Genomic DNA, 13,696 nt, shown 5'->3' on the forward strand with positions numbered 1-13,696 from the left:
GAGCCCGCATGCCGCCGCCCGCTGTCGACGTCGCCGAGGTGACGGCCGGTTATCGAGGACGTCCCGTGCTGCACGCGTTCAGCGCCGCGATCCCGGCCGTGCGAGTGACCGCCCTCGTCGGACCCAATGGTTCCGGCAAATCCACCCTGCTCGGGGTCCTGGCCGGAGTCATCACGCCCACCGAGGGCACCGTTCACCGGGCACATCTGCGGCGGCCGGCGTTCGTCGTGCAACACAGTGCGGTACCCGCGACCCTGCCCATCACCGTCCGCGAGACGGTCGCCATGGGGCGCTGGGCGCACCGCGGCGCATGGCGGCGTCTCACCCGGCAGGATCGCGCCGTCGTGTGCGCGTGCTTGGACCGGATGGCCATCGCCGACCTGGCCGAGCGCAGGCTCGACACCCTCTCCGGAGGTCAGCGTCAACGCGCGCTGCTCGCACAGGCACTCGCGCAGGAGTCCGACTTGCTCCTGCTCGACGAACCGGCCACCGGCCTGGACGCCACCGCCCGGCAGGAGATCACCGAGGCGATCCGCCACGTCAGGGCGCAGGGCGTGACGGTCGTCCACGCGACACACAGCCGCGAGGACGCCCTGCGCGCCGACCACTGTCTGCTGTTGCGGGACGGCCGAGTCATCGGCGAGGGCGATCCGCACACGGTCCTGCGCGGAAGCCTCCACGAGACGGTCGACTAGCGCGGCACGCCGGGCATTCCGGCGAAGAGGATCTGAAAGACCTTGGGCGCGTTGGGCGCAATCGTGGTGGACGGGGTGAACGGGGCGCCTTCGTTGGTATCGGTGACCACATAGTCGGCGTGGCTGCCGGGAACCCGGTCCAGGATCCCGCCGCAGCGCGGCCCCCCGGTCGCGTTCACTTTCGGCAAGTCGTCCGGATATTCATAGGGCTGCGCCCCGTACATGAAGCTCGCGTTGAAGATGGCCCCGGGTTTGTTACCGCCGATGATGGCCTCGGCCGCGGGAAGCGCTGTCGCGATGCCGACCACGACGCAGTACAGGACAGGTGAATACGTGTCGAGCAGCGAAGCGGTCGGTCGCAGGATCGCAGGCACCGCGGTGAGGTCCCGCTCGTCGGCCGTCAGCGTCGACCGGGTGGTGTCGGCCAGGCCGATGAGGCTGAGCAGCACGGCGTCCAGGTCTTCCGCGTCCTGGGCGACCGTCCGGCCGGTCGCGGTGGCGTTGTCCGCCGTGCGCAGCAGATCCGGGGCGGTGTCGGCGTAGAGGCCGGTGACCTGCCCGGCGGCGGAGAGATCACGCCGCAGCGCGGGCAGGCTCGGGTTGATCTGCCGCAGGTAGTCGTCCGCGCGCGCGAGCAGATCGCCCAGCCGGTCGCCGCGTCCCTGTAGCGCGGCGGCCAACGCGGCCAGGGTGGCGTTGAGCTTTCCCGGTTCGACCTTCGCCAGGATGTCGCTCAGACGCTGGAACAGCGTGTTGAATTCCACCGTCACCGATTCCGCGCGGATCGTCGATCCGGGGCGCATGGGAGTCGGCGAGGGCATGCTCGGCACGACGAAATTCACGTATTTCGCGCCGAATACGGTGGTGGAGCGGATGTCCACCGTCGCGTTCGCGGGCACCAGCCGCAGCAGTTCGGGATCGAGCGCGAGACGCAGACGCGCCCGATCACCGTGGAATTCCACGGCGTCCACCCTGCCGAGCTCGACGCCCCGCATGCGCACCTTGGCGTCGGTGTCGAGCACCAGTCCCGTACGCGACGTCTCGACGGTGAGGGGCACCGTCGCACGGAAACGCCCGGCGTACATCGTCACCGCGACCACGACGACCGTGGTGACGAGCAGGATCAGCACCGCGCCCGCGATCTTCAACCGCAGGAGCCGCCACGTCACCAGCATTGTCTGCCTGCCGAAATTCATCGTCGAATCCACCGATCACGCATCCCGCGGCCATGGCGTCCGGCGTGCGCGACGGCGGCCGCGTCTTGCCGGACGCTCGCTAACCGTAGTACTGTCCAGACACGTGTCCATCATAAAACTTGGACACTTATCTGGGGAAGGATTTCCAATGACTCTGGTGAAACCACGGCGGGTATCCGGAGGCGACCACGAGCACGGTCATCTGGAGGAGTTCCGCGTCGACCCGATCGGGCTCATGCGCCGGGTCCGCACGGAGTGCGGCGACGTCGGCTCGTTCGACCTGGCCGGGCGTCAGGTCATCCTGCTGTCCGGCGCGGAGGCCAACGAATTCTTCTTCCGCGCCGGCGACGACGACCTCGACCAGGCCGCCGCCTACCCCTTCATGAAGCCCATCTTCGGCGAGGGCGTCGTCTTCGACGCCAGCCCGGAACGCCGCAAGGAGATGCTGCACAACCAGGCGCTGCGCGCCGAGCACATGCGCGGGCACGCCGCGACCATCGCCCGCGAGGTCGAGCGGATGCTCGCGCGCTGGGGCGACGAAGGCGAGATCGACCTGCTGGACTTCTTCGCCGAGCTGACCATCTACACGTCCTCGGCCTGCCTGATCGGGGTGAAATTCCGCAACGACCTCGACGACCGCTTCGCCCATCTGTACCACGACCTGGAACGCGGCACCGACGCCCTCGCCTACGTCGACCCGTACGCCCCGATCGAGAGCTTCCGCCGGCGCGACCAGGCGCGAGCCGAGCTGGTCGAACTGGTCCAGGCGATCATGGATCGGCGGGCCGCCGACCCGCCCACCGGCAAGGACGACCGGGACATGCTCGACGTGCTCATCTCGATCCCGGGCGACGACGGGGCACCGCGCTTCAGCGCCAGCGAGATCACCGGCATCTTCATCTCCATGATGTTCGCCGGTCATCACACCACCTCCGGCACGGCGGCCTGGACGATCATCGAACTGCTGCGCCACCCCGAGGTGCTCGGCCGCGTGGTCGCCGAACTCGACGAGCTCTACGCCGACGGCTCGGACATCAGCTTCGGCGCGCTGCGCCAGATCCCGGTGCTGGAATCCGTGCTCAAGGAGACGCTGCGTCTGCATCCGCCGCTGATCATCCTGATGCGGGTGGCGCGCGGCGAATTCGACGTCTGCGGGCATCGGATCGAGCCGGGTGACCACGTCGCCGCCACGCCCGCGATCTCGAACCGGATCCCGGAGGACTTCCCCGATCCGGACGCCTTCGATCCGGGCCGCTACATCGATCCCAATCAGGCCGACCTGGTCAACCGCTGGACCTGGATTCCGTTCGGCGCGGGCCGCCACCGCTGCGTCGGCGCGGCGTTCGCGCTGATGCAGCTGAAGGCGATCTTCTCGTTGCTGTTGCGGGACTGGGAGTTCGAGATGACCCAGCCGTCGGACAGCTACCGCAACGATCACTCCAAGATGGTCGTGCAACTCGCCCAGCCCTGCACCGTCCGCTACCGCAGGCGCCGCAGGGACGTCAACGGCTGACAGCGCGGCCGGGCCGTGAGCTCCCCGTCGGTGACGGGGAGCCCGCCCGGATCTACTCGTAGCGCACGTGCCAGCTCTTGATGCCATTGATCCACCCGGACCGCAGCCGCACGGGCTCGGCGACCTCCCGCAGATCGGGCATCGCGTCGGCGATGGCGTTGAACATCAGATCGATCTCCAGTCGCGCCAGGTTCGCGCCCACGCAATAGTGAGCGCCGGTGCCACCGAAGCCCACATGCGGATTCGGATCGCGCAGCACGTCGAACGTGAACGGATCCGTGAAGCCCGCCTCGTCGAAATTCGCCGAGCTGTAGAACAATCCGAGCCGCTGGCCTTGCCGGATGTGCTGCCCGCCGAGTTCCAGGTCTTGCGTCGCGGTGCGCTGGAAGGCGGTCACCGGGGTGGCCCACCGGACGATCTCGTCGGGTGCGGTGCGCGGGCGCTGCTGCCGGTAGACCTCCCACTGCTCGGGATGGTCGACAAACGCCTTCATCCCGTGCGTGATGGCGTTGCGCGTGGTCTCGTTGCCCGCCACAGCGAGCAGGATGACGAAGAAGCCGAACTCGTCGGAGCCGAGCGCCTCACCGTCCACATCGGCGTGCACCAGCTCGCTCACGATGTCCCCCACCGGGCAGGCGCGCCGCTGCTCGGCCATGTTCCAGGCGTAGCCGAGGATCTCCGTGGAGGCCATGGCGGGATCGCCGTACTCGGGATCGTCGTAGTTGAGCATCTGGTTGGACCAGTCGAACAGCTTGCGCCGATCCGCCTGCGGCACACCGAGCAGCTCGGCGATCGCCTGCAACGGCAGTTCGCAGGCGACCTGTTCGACGAAGTCGCCGCTGCCGGACTTCTTGGCCTCGTGCACGATCCGCGCGGCGCGTTCGGTCAGCGCGGCGCGCAGGCTCTCCACCGCGCGCGGGGTGAAGCCCTTGGAGATGATCCGCCGGATCTTGGAGTGCTTGGGCGGATCCATGTTCACCAGCAGGGCGCCGGTGAGCGACATCTGCTCCGGCGTGATGTCACCGGGCAGGCGGATGATGGCCCCTTTGCGCTCCGAGGAGAACAGCTCCGGGTGCTTCGAGATCTCCTTGATGTCGGCGAGCTTGCTGACCACCCAGTAGCCGCCGTCGCGAAACCCTCCGGAGGACTCGTCGGACTGCGCGTTCCACCACACCGGGGCGGTCCGGCGCAGCTGCGCGAATTCCGCTACCGGACTGCGGTTCTCCCACAGCGCCGGGTCGGTGAAGTCCCATCCGACCGGTAATGCCGGTGCTGCCATTGCTACCTCCTAGATGAAACGGGCACGCCGGTCAGCGCGGCGAAGTTCGCCGCGCGGCGCCGGGTTCGGCCGCCGCGGACGCGTCGCAGGCGGCCCCGCGCAACGATGCGGCGGCGCGCCCCGCCACGAGCGGCAGTTCGAGATAGGTCCGCACACCCGGCGGGGCGGCGACCACGTAGGGAATCGAATTCACGCAGTGCATGGCCGTGGCGACGATGCCGGGGTTACGAACCAGACCGGCGGCGGCGCTGTGCGCATGCATGCCGGTGAACGTCACCGTCGCACCGGGATCACCGACGATCTCGACCTCGTAGCGCTCACCCGCCGGTCCGAAGGTCCACGGCGGGTCCAGGTTCTCGGTGCCCATGAACCAGTTCACCGCGGCCGTGATCACCGGCGCGCCGCCGACGGTTCCCTGCCAGCGGAAGCGCTGGGCGGCGACGCGTCCCGGCGCGATCGGGCCGATCGGCGAATCGATCGGCGCGGTGGCCACCGCCGTCTCGTGCGTCACCCGCACCTGCTCGTCGAGCACCATGCCCAGCGCTTCGGCGATCATCCGGACCGACTGGCCGTAGCCGCCCGCGAGCACGTCGGCCATGACGCTGGTCGCGGCCTGCTCCGGCGTCGCGCCGAACAGCATCCAGTCCCGGACCACCTCGGGCGCGCCGTAGGTGCGGATGTCGGAGAACTCTTCGGCGCGGACCGCGGTGATCCGTCCCGACAGCGCCGACACCACCAGCGGGATCTTCTCGGTGATGCCGCCGGGATGTATGCCGGTGCCGTGCAATGTCACTCCGGCGGCGCGGCACAGCTCGTCGTATCGCTGCCGCTCCGCGGGGCGCGGATGGAACCAGCCCAGCGGGGTGACGATGTTCTTGCCGGAGCGCAGGATGGCGCGCACCGTCTCGGTGTCGGCCAGGAAAGGGCTGTACAGCACGCAGTCGGCCGGTGTGGCGAGCAGACGGTCGGCGTCGGTGGTCGCGCGCACCCCGACTGGCGGGCGTCCGACCAGCTCGCCCAGATCCATACCGTCCTTGTCCGCGCTGTGCACCCAGGCTCCGGCCAGTTCCAGCTCGGGATGGTCGAGAATGCCCTCGATGGCGGCCCGTCCGACCCCGCCGGTCGCCCATTGGATCACCCGGATCATGTCAGTCCGCCTTGTGGTCGGGCCCTCGACCGGCTACGTACTGCTTGGCCCACCGGTAGTCGGGTTTGCCGCTGGGCGCGCGCACGATGGCGTCGGCCACCCAGATCTGTTTGGGCACTTTGTATCCGGCCAGGAAAGTGCGAACGTGCGCGTGCAGGTCGGTGAACTGGAGCGGCCCGGGGCCGGTCAGCGACACCACGGCGGCGACCTGATGCCCCCAGCGTTCGTGCGGCACCCCGATCACCACCGCGTCGTAGATCGCTTCGTGGGTCTTCACCACGCTTTCGACCTCTTCGACGAACACCTTCTCGCCTCCGGTGTTGATCACCATATTGCCGCGGCCGAGCAGCGTGATCGAGCCGTCGGTTTCGGCGCGGGCTCGGTCGTCGGTGACGACCATGCGGACGCCGTCGACGGTCTTGAACAGCTTCTCGGTCTTGCCGGGGTCCTTGTAGTAGCCGATCGGCACGTTGCCGGTCTTGGCCAGCCAGCCCTCCGATCCGGGCGCGACAGGGCGGCCGTCGTCGTCCACGACGACCGCGCCGCGGCCGGTCTGCACGCGGGGGCCGCGGGCGGGGTCGTCGTCTTTCCGGGCGAAACCGATGCCGCCGAAGCCGGTTTCGGACGATCCGATGGAATCCGAGACGACCGCCCAGGAGAACAGCTCCAGCAGCGCGTTCTTCACCGGTTGCGACAGCAGCGCGGCGCCGGAGGCGATCGCGAGCAAGGACGAGGCGTCCACCGGCTCGCGCTGGTACGCCTCGATCAACGGTCTGGCCATGGCGTCGCCGGTGATCACCATGACCTGCGGGCGTTGCTCGGCGACGGTCCGCCAGACGCGCGCGGCGTCGAAGCGGGACTCGAAGATCACGGTGTTGCCCGACCACAGCGCGGTGAAGGTGGGCATCATGGCGGCGGCGTGGATCAGCGGCGGCAGCACCAGCCACCTGCTCGGATCGATCCCGGCTCCGGTGCGGGACTGCTGGAACTCGTCGGCGACCGGTTCGCCGGTGTAGAAGTCGATGCCGCCGCCGAGGACCCGCCACATGTCCTCTTGCCGCCACATGACGCCTTTCGGCATCCCGGTCGTCCCGCCGGTGTACATCATGAACAGGTCGTCGGCGCTGCGGTGAACCGCCGGACGATCGGCGGGCCGACCGGCAAGGGCGGACTCGTAACCGGCGCCCTCCGCGGCGGGGCCGCCTTCGTCGGCGACGCAGATCGTGTGCCGCAGCGCGGGTGTCCGCGCACGGGCTTCCCGCACGGCGTCGGCGTAACAGGAATGGTGCACGAGCACTTCGAGATCCGCGTTGGCGTAGACGTAGGCCAGTTCCGCCACGCCGTACCGGTAGTTGATATTGATCGGCACCGCGGCGAGCTTGAAGCACGCGATCAGCGTCTCCATCGTCTCGATGCTGTTGTGCATCTGGAAACCCACGTGCGTTCCCGCCGCGACGCCGACGCTCGCCAGATGGTGCGCGAGGCGGTTGGCACGGGCGTCGAGTTCACCGAAGGTCACCCGGCGGCCGGACTGGATCAGCGCCACCCGCTCGGGCATGGCGTCCACGGAATGCTCGAAGAGGTCGGCGAAGTTGTTGGCCATGTCGTTCCATCTCTGGGTGGGCGGTCACACGACGGTGAGCGGCAGGGGTATCCCCCGGTCGGTGAAGGTGAAGGCGGCGCCGGTGCTGAACCGGGTCAGCGCGACCTCGGTCGCCTCCCGGAACGACTTGTCGCCGAGCGTGACGGCGGCGCGCCAACCCCACTCACCCGCGGCGACGACTTCGGCGCAGAAGCGCGGGTTCACGCCGCGGACCAGCGTGTTCAGCGGCTGCAGGTGGTCGGGGTCGAGCATCGACGGCCAGGTTCCGTCGGTGTGCGCGCCGCTCGCGGCCGGGAACGTCACCGTGACCGTGCCGCCGGTCTCCTCGATCTGAATATCGGTGTAGGGCAATGGGTTCAGCGCCGGATGCAGTCGCAGCACCGTCGCGAGCGCGGCGGCGTCGTCACCGAGACCGAGGCAATCGCGCAAGCGCTCACTGGTCAGCCCGGCGATCCCCGCGAATTGTTTACGCCCGATCTCCAGCGCCGCGGCGGCGTCCACCCGGGCGCGCACCGCGATCATGAAACCGAGGGTGAGCAGATGATGTTGCAGGCACACCTCGTCGGCGAGACGGACCAGCGCGGAGCGGGAGAAGTCCGCGAAGCGCACATCACTGAGCAGGGGGCCGGAGTAGTCCGGCCGCCCTTCGTCGTCGCGGTCGATCGCGGCCAGCTCCAGTCCGGCCGCCGCGGATCCCGCGACCAGCTCGGCGTTGGGCGGCACCGGCGGCGGCACGTGAGCGGGATCGATGACGACCGTCCACGCGCACACCGGCTTGCGGTCGGCCGGACGGCGGGGCGGGCGGTGGATCGGCCGGACCTGGGCGTGCGGGTTGGTGGCCAGCGCGGTCGCGTCGAAGGTGGGGTCTTCGATGTCGTGGCACATCGACACGACGAAGTCATCGCCCATCGGTTCCACATCGGCCAGCGCACCGCAGTGGTCGAGCCAGAACTCGCCGCGGTGGTGGTCGTCGACCCGGAACCGGAAGTCCATGAACTGCGGCGGGGCGCCGATGTCCAGTTGCAGGCCCTTGAAGATGGTCTCCACGCCGTCGCCGGAGAAACCGAGCGCCCGCTGCATGCGCCGGGTGTAGACCGGGCTGGCCACCTGCCACTCCTCGATGGCGATCGCGGTCATGCCCTCGCGGCCGAAGGCGGCGATCGAATGGGCCATGCCGGAGCGGTCGATGAGGTGCCCGCACAGGAGCAATTCGGGAACCAGCGCCGCCAGGGTGTCCCGGTCCAGGTCGGCGAATCGGCTGTGTGGTGCGGCCATGTCGGTCACCACAGCGGAACGGGGGACTCGCCGACGCGATACCAGCCGGGCAGTGGCTGGCCGGAGACGGAGCGCTCGATGCGCTTCTGCATGCCCGGCGTCAGCGCCTTGTTCGTGATCATCTCCAGGAACAGCGCCGAGACGTTACCGAAGTCGAAGAAGTCGCGCTGCCAGGACCATTGGAAGTCGCCTGCGTAGCGGAACCAGCTGCCGCCGATGCCCTCGGGCGAGTAGTTGCGCCCATCCGGACGTGTGGCCTCGCTGACCTGCTTCCAGAGTCCGATGACGTTGCCGGTGCGGTCGTCGACCACGAACTCCTGGTAGGGGTAGGTCCAGCCCTCCAGCCCGGCCATCTCCTGGCCGAGGGCCAGATCGCGGATCTCGTCGCGCCCGACGGCCATGAACTCCTGGGTGGGGCCGTAGTTCCAGCCGTAGGTGGCGTCCTCGGTATACATCTGCGCGAGCGGCTTCCAGTCGCCCTTTTCCTCGCAGCGCTGGTTCTCGACGATCCAGCGCTGGATCATCTCGTCGAGCTCGGCGCGGTCGAAACCTGGCATCAGTCGGTACCTTTCGGGGAGGGGTCGGTCGCGCCTTCGCCGGCGATCGACAGGGCTTGGGTAGGGCAGTAACGGATCGCGTCCGCCACGGCGGGCCGGAGGCCGGCGTCCGGCCCGTCGTCGAGGATTTCGACCCGGCCACGTTTGGGCACCCGGAACACCTCCGGCGCCTCGGCCTGACAGACCGCGTGCCCCTGGCACAGATCCAGATCGGCCCGGATTCTCATGACCGGCTCCGCGCGATCCGGTGCGACGAGCCCGGCCTGCGGAACCGTTCGGATCGGCGGCTCATCGCGTCTCCACGGTGATGGGTAGGTGCGCGAATCCACGCACGTTGGACGAATGCACGCGTTGGATGCCGTCGGGAACGATGTCGAAACTCGCGACCCGCGAGGCGAACTCCCGCAACGCGATCGTCGCTTCCAGCCGGGCCAGATGAGCGCCGAGGCAGAAATGCACTCCCGCACCGAAACTCGCCGAACCCGACTTGTCGGCACGATCGATGCGGAAACTGTCACCGTTGTCGAACACATCCGGATCACGGTTGGCCGAACCGATCAGCAGCAGCACCTTCGACCCCGCCGGGATCGTGCCGCCGTGATAGTCCAGATCCTCGGCCGCCGTGCGCGCCACCATCTGGCTGGAGGTGTCGTAACGCAAGGTCTCTTCGACCCAGTCCGAGACCAGATCCGGGTCCGCGGCGACCTTCGCGTACTCCCCCGGATTACGCGCCCCCCAATACAAGGCGTTACCCAGCAATTTGGTGGTGGTCTCGTTTCCCGCCACCACCATCAGAAACAAGAACCCGATGATCTCCTCGTCCGACAAGCGGTCGCCCTCGATCTCCGCGTCCAGCAGAGCCGAAGTCAGATCCTCTCGCCGCGCACGCCGCCGCTCGGCCACCATCTCGGCGTAATAGACCAGCAGCTTCATCGACGCCTCCGCCGCGGCCACCGGAACATCCAGCACACCGTCCTCCCGGTGCACCACCAGATCCGCCAACCGGCGGATCTCCACCCGATCCGCTGCCGGGACCCCCATCAATTCCGAGATCACGTCCATCGGCAACTTGCCCGCCACCGCATCGATCCAATCGAAACGACCACCGGCCACCGCGGGCTCCAGATACGACAGCGTCAGCTCCCGGATCCGGTTTTCCATCTCCGCCACCCGCTTCGGGGTGAACCCCTTGAACACCAAGCGCCGCATCCGCATATGCCGCGGATCGTCCATCGCCAGGAACGACATCACCCGATGCGCATGCGGCCCCCACGCCGCCGGATCCAGCGACACCCCGTTCGCACTCGACAACCGCGCACTGTCACGGAACGCCCCGACCACATCCGCGTGCCGCGACAAGGCCCAGAACCCCAGATCCGGGTTGTGATACAGCGGCGCCTCCTCCCGCAGCCTCCGATACGTCGGATACGGATCCTCGTGGAACCCGTAGTCATACGGATCGAACACCAGCGGCTCCACCGCAGCGGTCATCGCCCACACTCCCAAACCGAGAACACGTTCCCCACTGGGGGCGGCTGGACCGCACACCTGGGAGACACATAGCTGGACATGTGTCTGGACGGTACCACTGACACATTTTCAGGACAATCCCCGAACGACCGATCTCTTTCGAACCCAGAGGCCGATGCCGTCGATCTGCCCCATCCCGCCGAGAAACAGAAACGCGTTCTTGCTGCGGTATACTAACCGGACTAGCTTCCGAACAGTTGTCCAGACAGCTAGACTCAGACAGCCGCCTCGACCCGGCGAGAAGCGCGGCAGGCGGAAGACGGACGCCACACCGAACGACTCGACGAGACAAGGGTTCCCATGCGATTCGGCATCGTGCTGTTCACCAGCGACCGCGGCATCGCGCCCGCCCCGGCCGCCCGCGCCGCGGAGCAGGCGGGATTCGCCTCCTTCTACGTCCCCGAGCACACCCATATCCCGGTCGCGCGTACCGCGGCGCACCCGCGGACCGGGGACGCGTCCCTGCCCGACGACCGGTACCTGCGCACGCTCGACCCATGGGTGGCGTTGTCCATGGCGGCCGCCGTCACCGAGCGCATCGAGCTGGCCACCGCCGTCGCGCTCCCGGTGGAGCACGATCCGATCACCCTGGCCAAGACGATCGCCTCCCTCGACCATCTCAGTGGTGGCCGGGTGCTGCTGGGCGCCGGATTCGGCTGGAACACCGACGAACTCGCCGACCACGGCGTGCCGGCGCGCAAACGACGCACCGTGCTGCGCGAATACCTGGCCGCGATGCGGGCGCTGTGGAGCCAGGACGAGGCGAGCCACGACGGCGAGTACGTGCGCTTCGGACCGAGCTGGGCGTGGCCCAAGCCGGTGCGGCGCGCGGTGCCGGTGCTGATCGGCGCGGCCGGCACGGAACGCACCTTCCGCTGGATAGCCGAGTCCGCCGATGGCTGGATCACCACGCCGGGAGAAACGGAGATCACGGATCGGCTCGCACTGCTGCACGAGATCTGGGAGCAGGCCGGTCGCTGCGGACGTCCACGCGTGGTGGCTCTCGACTTCACACCGGACGCCGCCCGCCTGGACGATTGGGAGCGCGCGGGCGTCACCGACGTCGTCTACGGGCTGCCGGACAAGGATGAACCGGCGGTGCTCGCCTATCTGGAACGACTCTCCGGCAAGCTGACCGCCGTGGGACGGCCACTCGGCATGGGCGCCCGGCCGTAGCGCTCACGCACGGGCATTTCCACAGTGGTCGGACATACACCCGTTCGCCCACCATGGAAGTTGCCCGAACAGAATGACAACACTAGTCTAGACAGATGTCCGAAAGCCATTCCAGAACCGTCGAGGCGACGCGGCGGCGCTTGTCCGGAAAACAAGCCGACACCGTTGAGAAACTCACCAGATCGGCGCTGGAAGTGCTTTCCCGGGAAGGGTTCGCGGGCATGACCATCCGGATGGTCGCCGCCAACGCCAAGGTCGGTACCGCCACCGCCTACACCTATTTCTCGTCCAAGGAGCACCTGGTCGCGGAGATCTTCTGGCGCAGGCTGCGCGCGACGCCCTCGCCCGTCAGCACGGATCCGGACGCCACCGTGCGCGTGATCGCCGAACTCCGCAGCATCGCGTTGCTCGTCGCCGACGAACCGGAATTGTCCGGCGCGGTCACCAGCGCACTGCTCGGCCGCGATCCGGATGTCGAACATTTGCGGGCGCGCATCGGTCTGGAAATTCGCGCCCGGCTCGCGCATGCGCTGTCCGGAAGTCCCGACGCGGACATTCTGAAATCGCTCGAATTGCTGTATGCGGGCGCGCTGGTCCACGCCGGGATGGGCTACGAATCGTATTCCGACATCGCGGACCGCATCGAGCGGTCCGCGCTGCTCATCCTGCAGTGACGCGGCGGGCCTGCGTCACTGCCCGGCCAGGCCCAGTTTCAGCGACGCCCCGCCGTCGACGAACATCTGCAAACCGGTCACGTAGCGCGACTCGTCGGAGGCCAGGAACGTGATCGCATGCGAGATGTCCGAGGATTCGACGTAGGGAATCGGCATGGCCTGCATGAACGGAAAGGTGACCTCGGCGTCGGCGCGCGTCGGGTTCTGCACGTCGGGCCGGAAGATCTGATACATGCCCGGATTGTGCAGCATGTCGGTGTCGACATTGGTCGGGTGCACCGCGTTGATGCGGATCGAACTCGGCCCCAGCGTCAACGCCAACGTCTGCGTGTAGGACCGGATCATCTTCTTCGACAGACCGTAGCCGTCGCCGCCGGGGCCTTGCAGGGCCTGCTGGCCGTTGAACCCGGTCTGCGGCACCAAGCCCGCCACCGAACCGGTCACGATGATCGAGGCGCCCGCGCCCAGATGCGGCAGCGCGGCGTGCACGGTGTTCACCACACCGACGAAGTTGACGTCGAAGACGTCGACGAATCCCTGCAGCGGCACGTGGTGGCCCAGCGGGCAGATCCCGGCGTTCGCCACGACCACGTCCAGGCGCCCGAGTTCGGCGACGCCCGCCTCGATCGCCTCGTGCAGCGCGGGACGATCCCGCACGTCGACCTTGCGCGCCACGACCCGGCGGCCGGTCTTCGCGACCAGTTCCTCCGTCTCCGCCAGGTCCGCTTCGGTGGCCAGCGCGTACTCGTTACTGGCGATGTCGGCGCAGATGTCGAAGGCGATGATGTCGGCGCCCTCTTCGGCCAAGGCGACCGCGTGACTGCGGCCCTGCCCACGCCCCGCACCGGTTACCAGAACGACTTTGCCGCTGACCCGATCCATGTTTCCTCCACCGTGCTCGTCGCCGGTTCCCGCCACCGCCGCGACACGCCTCGTATCGCTATGGAATAGTAACCGGACATCTGTCTGGACGATACTACGGACAAGGGTATGGATCAATCATTCGCCACCACACTCGAGTACGCCTGCGCATCCCCTCGCGATCGGGGCG

At 68.1% G+C, this 13,696-nt stretch carries 13 protein-coding genes; 4 read left to right on the forward strand and 9 right to left on the reverse strand.

Translation table 11 applies throughout. The annotated features are described in order from the left end of the window. Window positions 1-8: 8 nt before the first annotated feature. Window positions 9-695, forward strand: coding sequence for a zinc ABC transporter ATP-binding protein AztA (aztA, locus tag ABZ552_RS31635; RefSeq protein ID WP_357441571.1), 687 nt, complete (start codon window positions 9-11; stop codon window positions 693-695). On the opposite strand, the gene ABZ552_RS31640 is transcribed toward aztA, so the two are convergent. Further along, window positions 692-1,891, reverse strand: coding sequence for an MCE family protein (locus ABZ552_RS31640; protein ID WP_357441573.1), 1,200 nt, complete (start codon window positions 1,889-1,891; stop codon window positions 692-694). The two genes, aztA and ABZ552_RS31640, sit on opposite strands and share 4 nt — an antisense overlap. A 148-nt stretch (window positions 1,892-2,039) precedes the next feature. Between ABZ552_RS31640 and ABZ552_RS31645 the strand changes: the two genes are divergently transcribed. Then, a complete protein-coding gene (locus ABZ552_RS31645; RefSeq protein ID WP_281874211.1) occupies window positions 2,040-3,404 on the forward strand; it encodes a cytochrome P450 in 1,365 nt (454 codons plus the stop codon). Window positions 3,405-3,456: 52 nt separating this feature from the next. On the opposite strand, the gene ABZ552_RS31650 is transcribed toward ABZ552_RS31645, so the two are convergent. From ABZ552_RS31650 to ABZ552_RS31680, 7 genes are all read right to left on the reverse strand, one after another. After that, complete coding sequence (locus ABZ552_RS31650; protein WP_281874213.1) at window positions 3,457-4,683, reverse strand: cytochrome P450; 1,227 nt, start codon at window positions 4,681-4,683, stop codon at window positions 3,457-3,459. A gap of 31 nt (window positions 4,684-4,714) precedes the next feature. After that, entirely contained in the window at window positions 4,715-5,830 is a 1,116-nt protein-coding gene (locus ABZ552_RS31655; RefSeq protein WP_357441575.1) for a dihydrodipicolinate reductase, read from the reverse strand. Window position 5,831: 1 nt separating this feature from the next. After that, window positions 5,832-7,433, reverse strand: coding sequence for an acyl-CoA synthetase (locus ABZ552_RS31660; RefSeq protein WP_357441577.1), 1,602 nt, complete (start codon window positions 7,431-7,433; stop codon window positions 5,832-5,834). Between the two features lie 24 nt (window positions 7,434-7,457). After that, on the reverse strand, window positions 7,458-8,708 hold the full coding sequence (locus tag ABZ552_RS31665; protein WP_357441579.1) for a hypothetical protein: 1,251 nt from the start codon (window positions 8,706-8,708) through the stop codon (window positions 7,458-7,460). Between the two features lie 5 nt (window positions 8,709-8,713). After that, window positions 8,714-9,265, reverse strand: a complete 552-nt coding sequence (locus ABZ552_RS31670; RefSeq protein ID WP_159839742.1) for a nuclear transport factor 2 family protein — start codon at window positions 9,263-9,265, stop codon at window positions 8,714-8,716. Continuing rightward, a complete protein-coding gene (locus ABZ552_RS31675) occupies window positions 9,265-9,492 on the reverse strand; it encodes a ferredoxin (protein ID WP_281874223.1) in 228 nt (75 codons plus the stop codon). The genes ABZ552_RS31670 and ABZ552_RS31675 overlap by 1 nt, the downstream gene beginning before the upstream one ends. Before the next feature lie 61 nt (window positions 9,493-9,553). Next, complete coding sequence (locus tag ABZ552_RS31680) at window positions 9,554-10,756, reverse strand: cytochrome P450 (protein WP_281874225.1); 1,203 nt, start codon at window positions 10,754-10,756, stop codon at window positions 9,554-9,556. 339 nt (window positions 10,757-11,095) lie between these two features. Between ABZ552_RS31680 and ABZ552_RS31685 the strand changes: the two genes are divergently transcribed. Together ABZ552_RS31685 and ABZ552_RS31690 are read left to right on the forward strand one after the other, a co-directional pair. Next, window positions 11,096-11,971, forward strand: a complete 876-nt coding sequence (locus tag ABZ552_RS31685; RefSeq protein ID WP_357441582.1) for an LLM class F420-dependent oxidoreductase — start codon at window positions 11,096-11,098, stop codon at window positions 11,969-11,971. Window positions 11,972-12,066: 95 nt separating this feature from the next. Then, complete coding sequence (locus tag ABZ552_RS31690; RefSeq protein ID WP_281874228.1) at window positions 12,067-12,645, forward strand: TetR/AcrR family transcriptional regulator; 579 nt, start codon at window positions 12,067-12,069, stop codon at window positions 12,643-12,645. 15 nt (window positions 12,646-12,660) lie between these two features. Here ABZ552_RS31690 and ABZ552_RS31695 read toward each other — a convergent pair whose 3' ends face one another. Beyond that, window positions 12,661-13,527, reverse strand: a complete 867-nt coding sequence (locus ABZ552_RS31695) for a mycofactocin-coupled SDR family oxidoreductase (RefSeq protein ID WP_357441584.1) — start codon at window positions 13,525-13,527, stop codon at window positions 12,661-12,663. Window positions 13,528-13,696 lie beyond the last annotated feature (169 nt).

Source organism: Nocardia sp. NPDC019219 (assembly GCF_040632645.1).
Lineage (GTDB): Bacteria > Actinomycetota > Actinomycetes > Mycobacteriales > Mycobacteriaceae > Nocardia > Nocardia sputorum.

What these genes read in the sequence shown, in the direction of transcription:
- aztA (WP_357441571.1), top strand. Translation starts at nt 9, where the DNA reads ATGCCGCCGCCCGCTGTCGACGTCGCCGAGGTGACGGCCGGTTATCGA.
- ABZ552_RS31640 (WP_357441573.1), bottom strand. Translation starts at nt 1,891, where the DNA reads ATGAATTTCGGCAGGCAGACAATGCTGGTGACGTGGCGGCTCCTGCGG.
- ABZ552_RS31645 (WP_281874211.1), top strand. Translation starts at nt 2,040, where the DNA reads ATGACTCTGGTGAAACCACGGCGGGTATCCGGAGGCGACCACGAGCAC.
- ABZ552_RS31650 (WP_281874213.1), bottom strand. Translation starts at nt 4,683, where the DNA reads ATGGCAGCACCGGCATTACCGGTCGGATGGGACTTCACCGACCCGGCG.
- ABZ552_RS31655 (WP_357441575.1), bottom strand. Translation starts at nt 5,830, where the DNA reads ATGATCCGGGTGATCCAATGGGCGACCGGCGGGGTCGGACGGGCCGCC.
- ABZ552_RS31660 (WP_357441577.1), bottom strand. Translation starts at nt 7,433, where the DNA reads ATGGCCAACAACTTCGCCGACCTCTTCGAGCATTCCGTGGACGCCATG.
- ABZ552_RS31665 (WP_357441579.1), bottom strand. Translation starts at nt 8,708, where the DNA reads ATGGCCGCACCACACAGCCGATTCGCCGACCTGGACCGGGACACCCTG.
- ABZ552_RS31670 (WP_159839742.1), bottom strand. Translation starts at nt 9,265, where the DNA reads ATGCCAGGTTTCGACCGCGCCGAGCTCGACGAGATGATCCAGCGCTGG.
- ABZ552_RS31675 (WP_281874223.1), bottom strand. Translation starts at nt 9,492, where the DNA reads ATGAGAATCCGGGCCGATCTGGATCTGTGCCAGGGGCACGCGGTCTGT.
- ABZ552_RS31680 (WP_281874225.1), bottom strand. Translation starts at nt 10,756, where the DNA reads ATGACCGCTGCGGTGGAGCCGCTGGTGTTCGATCCGTATGACTACGGG.
- ABZ552_RS31685 (WP_357441582.1), top strand. Translation starts at nt 11,096, where the DNA reads ATGCGATTCGGCATCGTGCTGTTCACCAGCGACCGCGGCATCGCGCCC.
- ABZ552_RS31690 (WP_281874228.1), top strand. Translation starts at nt 12,067, where the DNA reads ATGTCCGAAAGCCATTCCAGAACCGTCGAGGCGACGCGGCGGCGCTTG.
- ABZ552_RS31695 (WP_357441584.1), bottom strand. Translation starts at nt 13,527, where the DNA reads ATGGATCGGGTCAGCGGCAAAGTCGTTCTGGTAACCGGTGCGGGGCGT.